A 17,511-nucleotide genomic window follows, 5' to 3' on the forward strand; every position below is an offset into this window, starting at 1 on the left:
AATAGGGCTATAGTTAATTACTTAATTTAGGAATTCTGGTAGGGGTGTCTGTGCCTTTTACAATTGTATTTGCACTTTTTGCAATCCCTTTGATGGTCGATAAGATATTGTCTACATCCAGTGTTTCAAATTCATCTTTTACCGTATGATAAAATTTATCACTATCAATTTGATCCGTACTGATGGTATGTGCAGGAACACCTAATGCGGCTAATGTCGCGTTGTCGCTTCTGTAAAAGAGGTTTTGTTGTGGATAAGGGTCTGGATGGAACGTAAATTCTGTGCCTTCCAGGTTTTTCTGTAAGATCTTCCCAAAGTCAGACTTGTCGAAGCCAGTGATGAAGGCCGTGTTCTTACCGAACTTGCTGTCTTTACCAATCATTTCAATGTTGAACATCGCTACCACTTCATCAGGGTTTAGTTTTTCTGAGAAATGTTTTGCGCCAAAACCACCGATTTCTTCTGCAGTAAAGGCAACAAAGATGAGCGTGCGTTCATTGTTGTTTAGTTTTTTGTAGTATTTCGCTAGGGCGATCACGGCAGTAGTGCCGGAAGCATCATCATCTGCACCATTAGCGATGCTGTCTGTGCCTTCTGCTTTCATGATTCCCAAATGGTCATAATGACCTGAAAATACCACCAGCTCTTTTGCTTTGGATTTTCCTGGGAGTACACCAGCTACATTAAACAAAGACAATGTTTCCAGCTTATTTTTTAATTCTACTTTAAAATCATTAGCAACTGTATCTACACCGAGTACAAGAACAAAAGCAGTAGCATCATCATTCGCTTTTTTCTCATCAAGGTCTGCACCTTGAGCCAGGTAATCGCGGATTCTTTTGAAAGCATCAGCAAATTTCGGATCTACCAGAACCAGCTGCTTTTTATTTTCTTTACTCAATGCTCTGAGTTGAGCCATGAATGGTTTTTCTGGGTCCATTTTTATCCAGCCAGCACTGCTACTCTTATCGAATACCTGGTTTTCCGCTGTGTTTCCATATACAAGGATATCCGAAGCAGGAACCTCTTTGCCATCAATAATTACTTTCGTACTAACCGGTTTTAACTTTTTCTTGCTGAAGGACTGTCGGAAGCTAGTTCCTTCCAGGGGTTTGAGGCCGATACTTTTAAATTCAGCGGCAATAAAATCTGCGGCTTTTTCAATTCCCGGAGAGTAAGTGGCACGGCCTTCCATCTCATCACTGCTTAGCGTCTTAATCAGGCGCTCCACATATGGTCGGGTAATGATCTTATCAATGTTCTGCGCAAAAGATTGCTGCGCCAGGAACACTATAAATAAAGTGTAAATGGTTTTTTTCATCAGAATATAATTGTTTTTTTATGGTTCACATTGTTCCTCATTCCTGCTTTTAGGTAGCGGTTTATGAGGAATTGATTAGAGTAGTTGATAAAGCGAAATGTTACGCCTTGATTAAGGAATAATAGCCTGGTGTACTAGCCAGGCTAAATAGTAAATCCTTATTTACTTTATAGACAAGAGGCTATTCTACCGGAGTAGGATGTGTTAGCTGTCTTTTTCTACGTTCAATCTCTGTCTCAATACGCGTTTCCTGAACGCCATCTATAACGGCAATCTCGTACTCTTTATCCTTGTCGGAAGCGTACACTTGTGTGGCTTCCAGGTTCTGTACAGAATGATCATAAGGACCACTATCACTCATGAGTTTCACAAATACAGGCAAACATTCAAAGAAGATAAAAAGAAGGCCAATGAAAGTGACCGCAAGGGAGGTATTCACATCTCTGGTACCGTCGGTATTGAAACTCAACTGTCCCAATGCCCAGTTTCTATCTGCAAATCCCGCAAGATTGCTAAGACTGTCCAGTTGTTTCCCGGTATACAGTTTCTCCGTCATCAGCCCATCAAATTGTTTTCTCCCGTCCACAAATTTCTCTAAGGCACGGACGTCAGCTGTTAATGTATCCAAATTTTGCTCCCTTTGCTTCAGCTCAGCTTCTTTCCGTTTCGCATAAGGACCATAACCCATTACACCGGAAGTTTCCAATGTCTTATTACCAAAGATCTCAAAGTTTAACTTCTGACGGTCCGTCTTAATGGCACCCGCCAAAGAATCGCGCTCAGTCTTTGCTTCATTAAGTTTTCCGATCTCTATCTTATACTTATTCCCGAATGAAGCATTTAACGTGTCAATCTTGGAACGCTGGTTGTTCAGATAACTTACTTTCAGCCTTTCCTTGATCTCTTTATCAAATATTTTCAATTCCAGTGGACGAGAGATCACCAGTCCAATCATGATGGCCAGTAAAATCCTTGGCGTAGCCTGTAGAATTTGCTTGTTCGTACTGGCGTTTTTATTGATACTGGCCACAATATACCGGTCCATATTAAATATGGCTAATCCCCAGATCAAGCCAAAAAACAGAGCAAACAATACTGCGGCTGTATCTCCTTTAAAAACGAAATACATAGCATAGCCACCTGATAGAGCGGCAAATAAACCTGTAAAGAAAATGGTAGCACCTATTCCCAGGTATTTATTATGTTCAGTGGGGTGTTTCTCGAGTGTGGAAATGTGCGCCCCCGAGCAGAACCAGAAGAAACGAGATATAGAATTCATGATGTAAAATCCAAAGTTACTAAAGACTGACTATTAAACGCCCAGCTCACTTAGTTGTTACAGTAATTTGCTCGAAATGATCTCATTATCTTCATTTGAATGTGATTTTGTGGTTTTTTTATCCTTAATATTTTGAGCATTGCTTATCTTTGAAAAAAGCTAAAAATATGATAAAGGAAATAACCGTTCAGGAACTAAAAGAAAAGATCGACAATAAAGAAGACTTCCAATTGATTGATGTTAGGGAAACTTTCGAATATGAAACTTCGAATCTTGATGGTTTGAACATCCCTTTAGGTGGTATCCTAATTGAAGCAGATCAGATTGCTCAGGATAAACCAGTAATTATTCAATGCAGAAGTGGTAAAAGAAGCGCAGCAGCAGTAATGCAATTAGAGCAGATGCTTGGATTAACCAATTTATATAACCTTAAAGGTGGTATCGTTGCCTGGAAAGAGGCTTTCGATCCTAATATGCCTGTATACTAAATCATGGGAAAGAAAATAGCATTAAACGTTTTTTACAATTTAGGACTGATCATTTCCATCTTCGGTGGAACATGGGGGTTCAATAACAAACAATACCTGGCCATGGCCCTTTTTGTGGCTACTGGTATTTTCTTCCTGTATGTAAAGCTGCAACTGATGAAAGAGATGCGTGCAACACTTAAGAAAAAGGAAGCAGAATTGAAGGGTTAATCCCTTCTAGACCTAATCCTGGTAGATTTTTCAACTGATATTTCCCCGCAATGATTTGCGGGGTATCAAAAGGATTGTTCCTGGTTAGCCAGGGGCCATCCAAATCAGCCCAGTCGCACAATGGGGCAAGCGCCATGCCAGCTTGGGTAGCACAGGAAGTCTCACTCATACAGCCAATCAATACCTTCATTCCAAAAGAACGTGCCTTTTTGATCATCAGCGAAGCTTCATACATTCCGGCGCTTTTCATTAGCTTAATGTTGATGCCATGGTAAGCACCTCGAAGCCCATCTAAATCACTTAACCTTTGTACAGCCTCATCCGCAAGGATAGGGATAGGACTCCGTCCAGTTAACCAGGCATTGCCCTCTAGATCTGACTTATCCATCGGTTGCTCAATCAGCACCGCCCCCTGGTCATGGAGCCAGTAAATCATATCAATAGCTTGTTTTTTGTTGTTCCAACCCTGATTAGCGTCGATATATAAAGGGACATCTGTTAGGCTGCGGATAGTTTGAATCAGCTCTTTATCATTGTCTCTTCCCAACTTCACTTTTAGAATGCTAAAATTTTTAGCATCGAGTACTTTTTCCTTAATCACCTCCGGTTCATCGATACCAATGGTATAAGACGCAAGCGGCATTTTGGAAGGATCAGCACCATAGATTTCATAGCAGGCTTTATGCAATAGCTTCCCATTTAAATCATTCAATGCGATGTCTATACCTGCTTTTATAGCCGTATTCCCCGTATCAATATGATCCAGATAAGCACCCAGTTCTTCGAAATTGAAGGGGAATACAAATCGATTCCAGTCTACTTTTTTTAGAAACTCAGTAGCTGTTGTTACACTCTCTCCCAGATAAGGAACCATCGATGCTTCTCCATAGCCTTCCTCATTTTCATGTCGCAGTTTAAGGAGCATCACAGGAGTACTGGTTCTCGAAAATTTGGCAATAGTAAAAGGATGTTTCAATTCCAGATTGTACGATGTATAGGCGACCTGCATGGACATAAATTGGGTATTTAGTAATATCAAAGTTAAAAAATCAGCGCTGCAACGAATGTAAAAATAATATACTTAATATTGTACCCAGTATGAATAGCACGATATATCAGCCATTTAAAAACTTCGATTTTAAATATAAAAACTGCTTCTTAAGTGGTGACAACTTTAATGCTCCTGTGGAGGAAATCAATGTATTGCCCGACTGGCTATTGAAAGTCGCCAACTTTTCCGGAGAGGAACAGATCAAGCTGCTGGACGAGAGTGTGCGTGCTTACAATACCTTAAAGGTACCTTGCAATACCGAAGTATATACTCAGTTTATCCAGCCATTGGAAGATAAAATTGCTGCTGCTTTCGCGGAAGGTTATGCTGCGGTTTCTGCTTTATCAGAAGAAGAGCTATTCAAATGGATCGGTAAGTTTATGTATAGCCTCATTTATATTGAGATGAATGCTGCAGTACGTTTACAGCAGATCTCTGCAGATGGTGTAAATATGTCACAGGGACTGATGCATAAATTCGGAAACCTGAATACCATGCTTCAAAGTATTTACAGACCGATAGTATATGAAGATTTTACCCCATGGTCTATCGTTGTCGTACCTTTAGAAGAACAAGATACCAGCTTCAGCTTTAGAGATGAAATCAATACCTTGACCTTCTCTTTGAAACTTAAAGATTTTGGGATTATTGCCTGCTTACAAGACAATGGAACAAATAAGAAGTTTCATCAGGAAATCCTGGAACAGATCGGTAAAACACCACTTTCCGCTCAACAATTTGAAGAACTTTGCGCGCGTTTCTATTATTCCGCCTATCTGTTTAACAGGTTGCCGGAGTATACGGTAATGCCAGTAGAAGGAACTATTTATATTGATGCCATGCCACTGAGAGGGACGATGAATAAGGCCTTGTTCGACCATTGGCAACATAAAACGTATGCCCAGGTATTACAGGATTTCTGGAAACCTTGGGGACATACGTTATTTGAAATTATTAAAGACCCAACAAAGCCAATCAGTTATTTTGAACCGGCTTGTTTGCCTGCTACCCAATAAGGCGAGCAATAAAATTAGGAATGATCCCCGGAACAAGAAGTACGGTAACGATCATTCCTGTTAATGCACCGAAAAAGTGGGCATCATGATTGATATTATCCTGAGCCCTTTTTGACATCTGCCAGCAATACGCTAAATACAGCAATCCGAACAACCATGCCCAGATAGGGATTGGTAGCGGGAAAATGATCATCTTAGACATCGGATCAAATAAGATAAAGCTAAACAATACGGCACTAATGGCGCCGGAAGCACCAAGGCTATTGTACCACATGTCGTCTTTATGTTTGATTACCGATGGGATATCACTTAAAATCAGACCCAAAAAGTACAACAAGCCAAATTCCCAGGAACCAATTAAGGCTTCCAGTCTAAAGGCAAAGAAGTAAAAAGTCATCATGTTAAAAATCAAGTGCATCCAATCCGCATGGATCAGACCACTAGTAACTAACGTGTATAATTTGTGCTTCCTGGACACGCTATAAGGGTGTAACATAAACTTCCCAAACAGTCCGTGGTCATTAAAAGCATAAATACTGGTAATGATGGTGAAAAGGAAAATGATCGAGGCAACGGGGGTATGGGTAAGGTAATCCATTGTTATTTTAAATTTAATTGTTGTGCTTGCTGCATTCTTCCAATAGGATAGCGCAGGTGAGTTTTCTCGTAATAAACGGAATTTTTATAGATAAAGTCGAGTTGAGCCTCCGCATTTTTTGATAATTCTGGTTTTGCCAACTTTTCCTGTTCCAATTTCGCCTTTAAAGCAGGGTCTTTTTTTAGCAGTTCTGCTGCGGTATCTTCAAATACATACGCAGAAAAATGTTCTTTCATCCCAAGGATCGAATCGAAGAAGTTCCAGTTGAAAAAAGAATCCATGGCTTGTGGCTCCAGTGTTTCCACAATGTATCGGTTCACTGGCTGGTTCACATACACAACATAATCACCTTCATAAAATAACAAATTCTGTTGCACTGGATTTACCACCACCGCAGTGTGCATATAATGGCCTTCATAAGGACGTGTTGCTGTTTTATAATCGCGGATCTCATATATTTCTACAGGAATCTCTGTGTCATTTGACAATTGCTGCATTTTTACACGATTCAACTTTAGCAACTCAATTACTTTCGTCCAGGCTTGCGGGATGATATAGGCAATGGGCTTCTCTACTGTTATTGCGGGTACAAAAGTATTCCAGGACTTGATCTCTTTAGTATAAGGAGCAGCTCTGTCATAGTATAACCTCGGGAGACCGCTTACTTCGCTGGGTTTATATTTTGCGGTATAACCCTTAAAAACAATTTTACTTTCCTTGCTTTTGTCGAGCGTCCAGCTGATAGGGAAATGTTGTTGTAAGGAAACTGCAGCATCAGCTTTTTTCCGGTTTTCACCAATAAGGGCCGCATCTCTTTCCACAACATCAATATATGTTTGCAACAATTTATAAGTAGCATCTACTCTTTTACCGTAGGCTTTGAGCATATGTGTTTCAGGCATAAAGCCGATGGTATTGTGCAGGGTTGTGTAGCCTGTAGAATAACGCGGTGATTCCAGAAAACCAGTGATGCCCTGATCCGGACTTTCTTCCACAGAATTTACATAAGGAGTCATTTCATAACCCTTGTTTTTCATTTGATCGTATAAGGAAGGCAGCATAGCCTCCGTTAAATAGGTAGACAGACCGGATTGCAATTTATCCTTTTGAGTAGGTATGAGCGTCATGGTATAGGAATAGTCGGCGCCATTGCTGGTATGTGTGTCTACAAATATTTCCGGTTGCCAGATATTGAAGATCTGTTGAAACGCTGCGGAATTGCGGGAATCTGTCTTGATAAAATCACGGTTCAGGTCATAATTTTTACTATTCCCCCGAAATCCATAGGCCACAGGGCCATTTTGATTTGCTCTGGATGTTCCGTTACGGTTAAAGGCGCCATCAATGTTATAGATAGGAATGATGCAGATGACTACATCACTGGGCAATTGTTTCCGCTGAAGTAAGTCTCTGGCCAACATCATACTTGCATCAATGCCTTCCGGTTCTCCCGGATGGATGCCATTATTAATCAATAATATTCTTTTGTTATTTTTTCTGATGGCAACAGGATCAAATACCTTGTCTTTTGACAATACAAGTAATTGTAAAGGTTTGCCGAAATCAGTAGCCCCGTAAGTCAGTAATCTGGCTTGTGGATAGTTATCCGACAAAGTCTGGTAATGCTGTATGGCCTCTGTATAAGTTGCGGTAGCAGTTTTTCCACTTTTTTCATATGGGGTTTGTTGCGCAAAGCCATTAAGCGAGACACAAAGAAAAAGAGCGGGTATGAAACGGTTCATGAATATTGGATTAGAATATGGTTTTATTATGCAGGCCCATACTGCCAAACTGATATCGTATTCCGGCAGAAAAATAAGTATAAATATCAGGGTTGCCGCTTTTGAAATTTACAGTAGAGTTGTCGTAGCCATCCAGACCTTCTCCCAAAGTGAAGTTGCTTTGATAATTGAAATTTAGGATGTATCGGGTATAACCGGATCTTTCTGTGAAATAAAAATTAATTCCCAGATTGATCGGAACAAGAATGTCATTGGATTGATCTTTACCCGGATATCGTGTGACCTGAGTCGGTGTGCTTTTTCGTACGTTACTCACCGAGTTCATCACTACGCCAAGTCCAGCTCCAAGGTATAGCCCTTTGATTTTACTCGCAAAGCTACCGGGGTTATAATCGATCAATGCCCCTAATCCGAATTTTGTATTTAGGTTAATCGCTGTATAAGCGTTGATAAATTGTCTCGCGTTAGGGTCTTTCTTCGCGTCACTGCCATTTATTTCTCCCATTTGGCCCTCTATTCCTGCACTGATAAAAGGACTGAAGTAGTAGTCAATTACCCCATAACCGGCCAAACCGAAATTACTTTTTTTAACATCAGTAAAAGATTGGGTAAGTCCGAAACCTCCACCGGCACTGACTTTATAGAAATTGGATTGAGATTTAGCAGGAATAACGAATAGAAGTGACAGGCATCCAGTGATAATTGCTTTCAAATTATTTAGCTTTGTTTTTTTTTAAGACTATGCTAAATTATCAAAATAAAAACAATTCCCTTCAAAACCGATTTGCTAAATACGTGCAAATCGATACGCAATCAGACCCAACGTCAACCACGGTACCTTCTACAGAGAAGCAAAAGAACTTAGGGAAGGTTCTTGTGGAGGAATTATTAGAATTGGGGATCACTGATGCTCATCTTGATGATTTTGGTTACGTATATGCGACTATTCCTTCAAATACAGAGAAGGATGTACCTGTAATTTGTTTTTGCTCGCATATGGATACTTCTCCAGACTGTAGCGGAACCAATGTAAAACCAATTATTCATGCCAATTATCAAGGACAGGACCTGATCCTTCCTGATGACCATAGCATTGTGTTGAAAATGTCGGAACACCCTGATTTGAAACACCAGATCGGTAATGACATCTTCACGGCGAGTGGAACAACATTGTTAGGGGCTGATAATAAAGCCGGTTTGGCAGAAATTATGGAAGCCGCATCTTTCTTAATGCAAAATCCAAGCTTCAAACACGGGACAATAAAGATTTTATTTACCCCTGATGAAGAAATCGGCAGAGGTGTAGATAAAGCAGACCTGGAAAAATTAGGTGCTAAGTTTGCATATACCGTAGATGGAGAAACTTTAGGATCCATTGAAGATGAGACTTTCTCAGCAGATGGAGCAGTATTGACCATTAAAGGAGTAAGTACGCACCCTGGATTTGCAAAAGATAAGATGGAAAGTGCCATCAAAATTTTGTCAGATGTGATCAGTTCATTGCCTTCAGATTGCCTTTCTCCAGAATCTACAGAAGGAAAAGAAGGGTTTATTCATCCTGTAACGATCAGCGGAAGTGTAGAACAGGCAGAAGCACGTTTTATCCTACGCGCTTTTGATGATGAACAACTGGAAGCAAACGGCGAATTGTTGGATGCAACAGTAAGAAACATCATTGAAGACTTTCCAAACTCTACCTACGAACTTAAAATCACAGAACAATACCGCAATATGAAAAAGGTATTGGATGAATATCCACAAGTGATTGCTTATGGTGTAGAAGCTATAGAAAGAGCTGGAATTACGCCAAAAAGACAAAGCATCAGAGGTGGTACCGACGGTTCACGTCTTTCTTTTATGGGCTTACCTTGTCCTAATATCTTTGCCGGCGAGCATGCATTTCATGGCAAACAAGAATGGGCTTCAGTTCAGGATATGGAAAAAGCAGTAGAAACGATTATTAATATAGCAGCGATCTGGGAAGAAAAAGCCTAATCGATCAACAAGAAAAGGGGGCCTGCGGTTTTGATAACGACAGGCCCCTTTTTTATTGATTCAATTATGCTTTTATAGTCAGTCTGGCCAGGTATTGATCCTGTCCATCTTCAAAAATAATTTCCGGATCCCAGCCATTTGCTTTCGCAATCTCCAGGAGTGTGCTTTGGTCTACGTATACCCATTTAAACCAATTGCCTTTTAGTCCCTTGTATTCATACCTGAAACTCACCTCCCCAAAATACCCATGACTCGGAAATGGAATTTCCTGGTAAAGATAGGAGAGGTCGGAACTATCAAATATCAATTGCCCACCTGGATTCAATAAGTTTTTAACTTGTTTTAAGAAGGATGTTAATCCGGAGATGGAACCTGTCAGGCCAATTCCATTCATCATGAACAGAAGCGTGTCGTATTTCTGATCGGTATAGGTCAGGATATTCCCTTCAATAGCCTGCTTCAATCCACGTTCCTTCATGATCTCAACCGCAGGAGCGGAGATGTCCATACCAGTCACATCGAAGCCGCGATTTTGAAGCACAAGGGCATGACTACCCACACCTGCACCCACATCCAGCACTTTTCCTTTACAGAGTTCCATGGCTTTAAGCTCAAGCTCTGGCATTTCTGCTTCATCTCTAAAATAAATGTCAACCGGCATCTCTTCCGGTTCATCATAAGAATTATGTACCCACAGGGTCTCTGCAGGTGGTTTTCTAAACTGATCTTTTAAGGCTTCACCAAAAACGTCCATCTGGCAAAGATAAAAAAACCTTTAATGGTTAGACCTCAAATTCCTGATGTTGTTCCGGGATAACGATATTTTGGAAGCCTTTATCCTGTAGGTGCTGTGCAAATATCTGCTGGACTTTGTATTCTCCATGTACCAGAAAAACCTGTTTCAGTAAGGCTGGATTCTGACCGGATAAGAACTGTAGCAGATCTTCATAATCGCCATGCGCACTCATCGATTTGATGGAACGGATGTCGGCAACTACGTCATAATCCTGGCCAAACAACCATACTTTTTTTTGCCCCGCCAATAGTTTTCCCGCTAATGATCTCGGTTCTGCGTAACCAACCATCAGGATCGTGTTTTTCTGATCGCTGATGTTATTGCGGATATGGTGTTTCACTCGGCCTCCTTCGGCCATTCCGGAAGAAGAAATGATCACACATGGACGGGGATCGCCATTCAACGCTTTCGACTCTTCCACGCTTTCAATGAATTTTAAGCCTTTAAACCCGAAGATGTCGCGGTCAACTTTCATCACTTCTTTTACCCCGTTGTTGTATACTTCCGGGTGGTTTCTCAATACCTCCGTTGCCTGTAAAGACAAGGGACTATCTACGTAATACTGCACATCAGGCAACTCACCTTTCAGCTCGATCGCATTTAATGCGTAAAGTAATTCCTGAGTACGGCCCACACTAAATGCCGGAATGATGACTTTACCTTTTTTAATGATACAGGTCTGCTCGATAATTTCTCTTAAAGTATCTTCCATCGGTGCAACATCCTGATGTAGGGAGTCTCCGTAAGTAGATTCAATGATAACGTAATCTGCCTGTGGGAAGGATTGGGGGCTTTTTAATAATAAGTCTCCATACCTACCCACATCACCACTGAAAGTAAGGTTTATCGTTTTTCCATCTTCAGTGATTTTCAAATGCACTGCTGCACTGCCCACAATATGACCTGCATCTGTAAATTTTAGAGACACATTTGGGTCGATTTGGAAATCCTGATCGTAGGGAACAACTTTAAACTGTTCCAGGGTTTGCAGCACATCTTTTTCTGTGTACAAAGGCATTTCAGCGGGTTCGCCCTCTCGCAATTTCTTATTTGCGTACTCGGCATCCTGTGTTTGGATCTTTGCAGAGTCCAGCAACAGAATCCGACAAAGGTCTTTGGTGGCAGGAGTACAGTAAATATTTCCTCTAAACCCCTCAGCAACCAATCGAGGTAATAAACCGCAATGGTCTATATGTGCATGAGACAAAACGAGAGAATTTACCTGAGCAGGATCAAAACCAAAAGATTCATTGAATCCTTCAGTCAAATTACCAAGACCCTGAAACAGCCCGCAGTCCAATAATATTTGAGTGTTATTTTTTAAAGTAATCAGGTGTTTACTACCTGTAACGGTACGTGCCGCCCCATGAAATGCAATCTTCATTAATTCCCTTAAGCTCTAACTTTAGCAATAGTGTCTTTTACCTGACTCGCAGCATCTACTAGTTTTTCTTTTGAGGAATCTAATAGGTCACAAAACCAATCTGATACTTTGTCTTTCATCTCTCCATCTTTATCTGATGAAATAATCAACGCAATGGCAGCACCAAGTGCAGCTCCAGCTAGTATTCCTGCAATTATTTTAGTTTCCTTTTTCATAAATGTAGTTTTTGATTTGTGATCCACGATCAGCCATATTCCTGTAGAACAGGGTAAAACCGATACGTTCTTTAATTGTTAATTTTCGTCAAATAGTTAACAAAGACGGTGCCGAATAATTTGTTTGTGCTTTTAAATGGAGTTGAAATGAGTTAAATTAGGCAATGATTATGTGGTAAATTAGAGAAAATGTTGAAACAACTGTCTTATCTGAATATTTTCCTGGCCATGACTTACACGCTGCTGTTTATAACAGCCTACAATTTACTGTTAATTGTGGGAATTGGCATCCTGGTGCTTTTTAATGTGCTTGTGATTAAAAAGATACAAGAAGAAGGTCGTTTTGATTTGATACTTGGCCTGTTGGCTACGGGCTGTCTTTGTTTTTGGGCATATTTGGCACTTGGTTGTACATATGTTGTACAGTTTGCGATAGACCATCGGTATTATGCCGATGTTTGGAGCTATTTGATTCCGACCGGAGTATTCCTGTTGGTCATCTTGCTGCAACTGATTTTATGTTTTCGGTATTTTAGAAAGCATCAAGCTGCTATTTAGCGATTGCTCCTTTGGAACCAATTGGCTATCCATTTAGAATTTAATCTACTTTCATACTAACTTTTAATAGTTAAAGAAGTTTTTTCGAGGAAAAAGAAGCTAAGTACTGTCCGGGAAGAGTCTATGGTCTGGTAAGGGTTGGGATAGGGTTGGCTTAGGGTTCGGATAGCTAAACCCTAAGCCAACCCTATCCCAACCCTTATCGAAGCCCTTCTGAGCCCTATCTGAAGGAGCCAGTCTTCCCGGATACTACTTCCTGGCTTTCTCCATTTATTGAACTGATCGCAACTTCTCTTTCATATTGCTGCGGTTAATTTTTCGTATCTGCATTAAATAAACAAACTATCTTTCTCCAACTGTTTGGTATTTAAATAATTCTGTCTATCTTTGCAGTCCCTAAATCTTAGGGTCAATAAATAATTGTTTAACAAATTAAATACAAGCAAGTGAATACGTTAAGTTACAAAACTGTCTCTGCCAATGCAAAAACTGTTAACAAACAGTGGGTTGTTGTTGACGCACAAGGCGAGATTTTGGGGCGCTTGTCATCGAAGATCGCTATGATCATCCGTGGTAAAAACAAGCCTGAGTATACCCCACACGTAGACTGCGGTGATAACGTTATCGTTATCAATGCAGATAAGGTTAAATTGACAGGAAATAAATTCAGCGACAAACGCTATATTTCTTACACTGGTTACCCAGGTGGTCAGCGTTTCATTTCTCCTAAAGAGTTAATGGCGAAACATCCTAAGCGTGTTATCGAGAAAGCGGTACGTGGTATGTTACCTAAAACAAAACTTGGTGCTAAATTATACACCAACCTTTTTGTTTATGCAGGTACAGAGCATCCTCATGCAGCACAATCACCAAAAACCATTACACTTTAATTAAAGGAAGAAAGAAATGTCAGTTACTAACACTTCAGGAAGAAGAAAAACTGCTGTTGCGCGCATCTATTTAAAAGAAGGCAACGGCACAATTACCGTAAACGGTAAAGATCATAAAGTATATTTCCCAACATTACCTTTACAGTACATTGTTAACCAATCATTCGAAGTTTCTGAATTGACTGGCCAATACGATGTTAACGTGAATGTAGCTGGTGGTGGTATCAAAGGTCAAGCAGAAGCAGTTCGTTTAGCTATCGCTAAAGCTATTGTGGAATTGGATGCTGAGAAAAAACCAGCATTACGCGCTAAAGGGTTAATGACCCGTGATATGCGTATGGTTGAACGTAAGAAACCAGGACGTAAGAAAGCACGTAAGAAATTCCAATTCAGTAAACGTTAATCTTAAGGAGACAAACACAATGGCAAGAACTACATATCAAGACTTATTGGATGCAGGTGTACACTTCGGTCACCTTACCCGTAAATGGAACCCAAAAATGGCGCCTTACATTTTCATGGAGCGCAATGGAATCCACATTATAGATTTAAATAAAACTTTAACTAAAACTGAAGAAGCTGCTTCAGCAATCAAACAGATCGTTAAATCTGGTCGTAAGATTCTTTTCGTAGCTACTAAGAAACAAGCTAAAGAAATCGTTGCTGATCAAGCAAAAAAAGTAAACATGCCTTTCGTAACTGAACGTTGGTTAGGTGGTATGTTAACCAACTTTGCTACTGTTCGCAAGTCTATCAAAAAGATGTCTAACATCGACAAGATGACTAAAGACGGAACTTACTCGATCCTTTCTAAGAAAGAGCGTTTAATGATCCAACGTGAGCGTATTAAATTAGAAAGCTTATTAGGTGGTATCGCGGATCTTAACCGTTTGCCAGCTGCTATCTTTTTAATTGACGTTAAAAAAGAACATATCGCAGTTAGCGAAGCGTTGAAATTAAACATTCCAACTTTCGCAATGGTTGATACTAACTCTGATCCTTCTAACATCGATTTCCCAATTCCAGCGAATGATGATGCTACTAAATCTATCTCTTTAATTACTGATGTAATCATCAAAGCAATTGAAGAAGGTTTAGACGAGCGCAAACGCGAAAAAGACGAAGAAACTGAAAAAGAAGCTGTAGCTGCTAAAGCTGCTGCTGATGCTCCAGAAGCTGCTGCTCCTGGCGCAAGAAGAAAAAAAGTGAATGCTGATACTGAAGAAGAAGGTACTAGCGAAGAAGCTTAAATAATATAATATGGGTTGTATGTTGTACGTTGCGGGTTTTTCCTTACAACATACATCGTACAACCCATAATTTTTTAAATAAAAACTTAAAAAGAAATAAGATGTCTACAGTACAAATTTCTGCAGCAGACGTAAATAAATTACGCCAACAAACCGGTTCTGGTATGATGGATTGCAAAAAAGCATTGATCGAAACTAACGGTGATTTCGAAGCAGCGGTTGATTACTTACGTAAAAAAGGTGCTAAAGTAGCAGCTTCTCGTCAGGACCGTGATTCTAATGAAGGTGTTGTAATCGCAAAAGCTACAGCAGACGGTAAACGTGGTGTTGTTGTTGAATTAAACTGCGAAACTGATTTCGTTGCTAAAAATGCTGATTTCGTAGCTTTAGCTAACAAATTCACTGACCTTGCTATCGAGAAAAACCCTGCTTCTTTAGAAGAACTTTTATCTTTAGAAATTGATGGTCAGAAAGTTTCTGAGATCATCATCGAAAACACTGGTAAAATCGGTGAGAAAATCGGTATCTCTAAATTCGAAACTGTTTCAGGTGAAAAAGTTATTCCTTACATCCACGGTAACTACCGTTTAGGTGTATTGGTTGCTTTAAACCAAGCATTTGATGGCGCTGATGAAGCTGGTAAAGATGTAGCTATGCAAATCGCTGCAATGAACCCAGTTGCTTTAGATAAAGCTGATGTTGACTCAACTACTATTGAGCGTGAAACTGAAATCGCTAAAGAACAAATCCGTGCTGAAGGTAAACCTGAAGAAATGGTAGAAAAAATTGCTGCTGGTAAATTGAATAAATTCTACAAAGACAGTACTTTATTAAACCAGGAATTCGTTAAAGATTCTTCTAAAGACGTTCGTAAATTCTTAAATGATACTGCTGCCGGTCTAACCGTTATCGCATTCAAACGTGTACAATTAGGAGCTTAATCCTTCTTTAATCATAAAAAAAATAGGGTGTCCAAAAGGCACCTTATTTTTTTTATGTCTGTTTTTGGGGCTTTATAACTGCCTCTTTTTCCTCTGACTGCTCGCTGTCTTGCACTCTTCAGTGTTACGCTTCCTCAATCTTCCGGGTTTTACTCACAGTTTCCTGTTTATACTTTCAGTAGGTATTGTCTGTTATGTTTTCTTTTGATTGAGAAAGAGTAGGAGTAGTAACGAGATGGTTAAGAGCATTCCAATAAACTGATGAAATAGGGCGTAGCTCTTATAATCGCCATTTAAACTATGAATTAATGCCGCAATACCAGATATGATCTGTATCAATACTAATAGCGGCGGAGCAATCCGGACATAAGCTAAATACTTGTTGATTTTCCAGGATGACGTCCGTATATACATCAGGAGGATCAATAAGCAAATGGTATAAGCCAGGAAACGATGCACAAACTGGATCATCAATAGGTTTTCAGTGAGTTGATGTATGGAAAAAACTTGGCCCAATAGGTTTGGGGGTAGAATAGATCCATTTATGTCTGGCCAGGTAGGCGCAGCAAGTGCAGCATGCGTTCCGGCCATCATTGCACCGTAAATCAGTTGAAGGAAAAGCAATACAAGTATAATTGTATTTAATTTCGAAAACTGTAGTCGGTGTCTCATTTTTAAGTGATCCAGGCTTAATTTGAAGGCCAACCATAAGGTGTAACCAAGTAATATGATGGCGGAAATAAAATGAATGGCAAGTCTGATGTGACTTACACTAATGTCGGTGTCATTTAATCCGCTTTTTACCATCAGCCAGCCAATTACCGCCTGGAGTAAACCCAGTAGGAAAAGAATGAAAATGGGTAGGATGAGTTTCTGGTCTATTTTTCTTTTGAATAGGAAATAACCAAAGGGAAGTATGAAGGCAATACCAATAAATCGCGCCCAATTTCGATGAAACCACTCCCAAAAAAAGATTGATTTATAGTCTTCTAGCGAAAAGTGCGCATTAACCAATTGAAACTGAGCAATCTTTTTGTACTGATCAAAGCTATGCTGCCATTCTACCTCGTTTAATGGAGGAAGAAAACCCATTAAAGGCTTCCATTCTGTAATGGAAAGACCGGAACCACTTAGTCTGGTAATACCACCCAATAAAATCTGAACCATAATACAGAAAGCACCGAAATATAGCCAAATGGCAACAGCCCGCTTAGCGTTATCCTTCATAAATCACTCCTGTTCCTGGTGTTTCATTAAGTTCTATCTTGCATAAGCCGGGAAATATTGGCTTGATCTTTTTCCATAACCACAAACTGAGCAGCTCGGCCGTCGGATTTTCCAGTCCAGGAATCTCATTTAGTACTTTATGGTCTAATAACTCAATAATTGGACGGATGCCATTTTTTAGATCCGTGTAATCAAGGATCCAACCGGTTTCTATTTCTGGAGTCCCGGTCAGGAATACTTTTAAGGTATAGGTGTGGCCATGCATACCACCGCATTTGTGGCCTGTGGGTACATAAGGTAGGTAATGTGCGGAATCAAAACTGAAGGATTTGTATATGATCATCTCAAATGAATAATGTCCAAATTTCCACTTTGTTGAGTAATCAGGAAATGATAGAGATCATATTCGCTCGAAATCAAATGATATTGAGGGAGAAATATCGAATATATAGGATTTGGTTTACGATTTATAGGCTGTGCTGTACGGAGTTAGGAATGCAATACAATTATAAGGTTGATATTGTTTGCTGGGGCGGTTAATTTTCGTACT

General features: G+C 40.0%; 20 protein-coding genes. 9 read left to right on the forward strand and 11 right to left on the reverse strand.

The features are described from left to right. Nucleotides 1–13: 13 nt before the first annotated feature. Nucleotides 14–1,321: a M20/M25/M40 family metallo-hydrolase gene (locus tag R2S10_RS14215; protein WP_316841084.1), complete on the reverse strand. Its 1,308-nt coding sequence runs from the start codon at nucleotides 1,319–1,321 to the stop codon at nucleotides 14–16. Nucleotides 1,322–1,502: 181 nt separating this feature from the next. Beyond that, nucleotides 1,503–2,600: a DUF4407 domain-containing protein gene (locus tag R2S10_RS14220; protein WP_316841085.1), complete on the reverse strand. Its 1,098-nt coding sequence runs from the start codon at nucleotides 2,598–2,600 to the stop codon at nucleotides 1,503–1,505. A gap of 170 nt (nucleotides 2,601–2,770) precedes the next feature. Here R2S10_RS14220 and R2S10_RS14225 point away from each other — a divergent pair, with 170 nt between their 5' ends. After that, a complete protein-coding gene (locus R2S10_RS14225) occupies nucleotides 2,771–3,088 on the forward strand; it encodes a rhodanese-like domain-containing protein (RefSeq protein WP_062551225.1) in 318 nt (105 codons plus the stop codon). 3 nt (nucleotides 3,089–3,091) lie between these two features. Then, nucleotides 3,092–3,298 carry a DUF6358 family protein gene (locus tag R2S10_RS14230; protein WP_182958556.1) on the forward strand — a complete coding sequence of 69 codons (207 nt, stop codon included), beginning with the start codon at nucleotides 3,092–3,094 and terminating at the stop codon, nucleotides 3,296–3,298. On the opposite strand, the gene R2S10_RS14235 is transcribed toward R2S10_RS14230, so the two are convergent. Further along, a complete protein-coding gene (locus tag R2S10_RS14235; RefSeq protein WP_316841086.1) occupies nucleotides 3,267–4,313 on the reverse strand; it encodes a dipeptide epimerase in 1,047 nt (348 codons plus the stop codon). The genes R2S10_RS14230 and R2S10_RS14235 overlap by 32 nt on opposite strands. An 83-nt stretch (nucleotides 4,314–4,396) precedes the next feature. Here R2S10_RS14235 and R2S10_RS14240 point away from each other — a divergent pair, with 83 nt between their 5' ends. Then, nucleotides 4,397–5,365, forward strand: coding sequence for a hypothetical protein (locus tag R2S10_RS14240; RefSeq protein WP_316841087.1), 969 nt, complete (start codon nucleotides 4,397–4,399; stop codon nucleotides 5,363–5,365). Here the strand turns inward: R2S10_RS14240 and R2S10_RS14245 are convergent. From R2S10_RS14245 to R2S10_RS14255, 3 genes are read right to left on the reverse strand one after another with little or no spacing between them, the layout of a single operon-like run. Then, nucleotides 5,355–5,963 (reverse strand): rhomboid family intramembrane serine protease, encoded by a 609-nt coding sequence (locus tag R2S10_RS14245; RefSeq protein WP_316841088.1) that lies wholly within the window; start codon nucleotides 5,961–5,963, stop codon nucleotides 5,355–5,357. The two genes, R2S10_RS14240 and R2S10_RS14245, sit on opposite strands and share 11 nt — an antisense overlap. 2 nt (nucleotides 5,964–5,965) lie before the next feature. Then, nucleotides 5,966–7,705: a M14 family metallopeptidase gene (locus R2S10_RS14250; RefSeq protein ID WP_316841089.1), complete on the reverse strand. Its 1,740-nt coding sequence runs from the start codon at nucleotides 7,703–7,705 to the stop codon at nucleotides 5,966–5,968. Nucleotides 7,706–7,715: 10 nt separating this feature from the next. Then, nucleotides 7,716–8,417, reverse strand: coding sequence for an outer membrane beta-barrel protein (locus R2S10_RS14255; RefSeq protein ID WP_316841090.1), 702 nt, complete (start codon nucleotides 8,415–8,417; stop codon nucleotides 7,716–7,718). A 29-nt stretch (nucleotides 8,418–8,446) separates the two neighbouring features. On the opposite strand from R2S10_RS14255, the gene pepT reads away from it, so the two are divergent. Next, nucleotides 8,447–9,700 (forward strand): peptidase T, encoded by a 1,254-nt coding sequence (gene pepT / locus R2S10_RS14260; protein WP_316841091.1) that lies wholly within the window; start codon nucleotides 8,447–8,449, stop codon nucleotides 9,698–9,700. Nucleotides 9,701–9,764: 64 nt separating this feature from the next. On the opposite strand, the gene R2S10_RS14265 is transcribed toward pepT, so the two are convergent. Genes R2S10_RS14265 through R2S10_RS14275 form a run of 3 tightly spaced genes read right to left on the reverse strand, consistent with a single transcriptional unit; the run spans nucleotide 9,765 to nucleotide 12,095 of the window. Beyond that, on the reverse strand, nucleotides 9,765–10,454 hold the full coding sequence (locus tag R2S10_RS14265; protein ID WP_316841092.1) for a class I SAM-dependent methyltransferase: 690 nt from the start codon (nucleotides 10,452–10,454) through the stop codon (nucleotides 9,765–9,767). Between the two features lie 28 nt (nucleotides 10,455–10,482). Beyond that, nucleotides 10,483–11,880, reverse strand: a complete 1,398-nt coding sequence (locus R2S10_RS14270; RefSeq protein WP_316841093.1) for an MBL fold metallo-hydrolase — start codon at nucleotides 11,878–11,880, stop codon at nucleotides 10,483–10,485. An 8-nt stretch (nucleotides 11,881–11,888) separates the two neighbouring features. After that, nucleotides 11,889–12,095, reverse strand: a complete 207-nt coding sequence (locus tag R2S10_RS14275; protein ID WP_062550780.1) for a YtxH domain-containing protein — start codon at nucleotides 12,093–12,095, stop codon at nucleotides 11,889–11,891. Between the two features lie 189 nt (nucleotides 12,096–12,284). On the opposite strand from R2S10_RS14275, the gene R2S10_RS14280 reads away from it, so the two are divergent. The 5 genes from R2S10_RS14280 (at nucleotide 12,285) to tsf (ending at nucleotide 15,734) form a co-directional block, all read left to right on the forward strand. Next, complete coding sequence (locus R2S10_RS14280; protein WP_316841094.1) at nucleotides 12,285–12,653, forward strand: hypothetical protein; 369 nt, start codon at nucleotides 12,285–12,287, stop codon at nucleotides 12,651–12,653. 446 nt (nucleotides 12,654–13,099) lie between these two features. Beyond that, nucleotides 13,100–13,543, forward strand: coding sequence for a 50S ribosomal protein L13 (gene rplM / locus R2S10_RS14285; RefSeq protein ID WP_062550778.1), 444 nt, complete (start codon nucleotides 13,100–13,102; stop codon nucleotides 13,541–13,543). Between the two features lie 16 nt (nucleotides 13,544–13,559). Continuing rightward, nucleotides 13,560–13,946, forward strand: coding sequence for a 30S ribosomal protein S9 (gene rpsI / locus R2S10_RS14290; protein WP_069378174.1), 387 nt, complete (start codon nucleotides 13,560–13,562; stop codon nucleotides 13,944–13,946). Between the two features lie 19 nt (nucleotides 13,947–13,965). After that, nucleotides 13,966–14,793, forward strand: coding sequence for a 30S ribosomal protein S2 (rpsB, locus tag R2S10_RS14295; protein ID WP_062550776.1), 828 nt, complete (start codon nucleotides 13,966–13,968; stop codon nucleotides 14,791–14,793). 101 nt (nucleotides 14,794–14,894) lie between these two features. Continuing rightward, nucleotides 14,895–15,734 (forward strand): translation elongation factor Ts, encoded by an 840-nt coding sequence (gene tsf / locus R2S10_RS14300; RefSeq protein ID WP_316841095.1) that lies wholly within the window; start codon nucleotides 14,895–14,897, stop codon nucleotides 15,732–15,734. Between the two features lie 192 nt (nucleotides 15,735–15,926). On the opposite strand, the gene R2S10_RS14305 is transcribed toward tsf, so the two are convergent. After that, nucleotides 15,927–16,961, reverse strand: coding sequence for a COX15/CtaA family protein (locus R2S10_RS14305; RefSeq protein WP_316841096.1), 1,035 nt, complete (start codon nucleotides 16,959–16,961; stop codon nucleotides 15,927–15,929). Further along, nucleotides 16,951–17,304 (reverse strand): 6-carboxytetrahydropterin synthase QueD, encoded by a 354-nt coding sequence (gene queD / locus R2S10_RS14310; protein WP_316841097.1) that lies wholly within the window; start codon nucleotides 17,302–17,304, stop codon nucleotides 16,951–16,953. The genes R2S10_RS14305 and queD overlap by 11 nt, the downstream gene beginning before the upstream one ends. Nucleotides 17,305–17,511: the final 207 nt, after the last annotated feature.

This window comes from Pedobacter gandavensis (assembly GCF_032678745.1).
Classification (GTDB): domain Bacteria; phylum Bacteroidota; class Bacteroidia; order Sphingobacteriales; family Sphingobacteriaceae; genus Pedobacter; species Pedobacter gandavensis_C.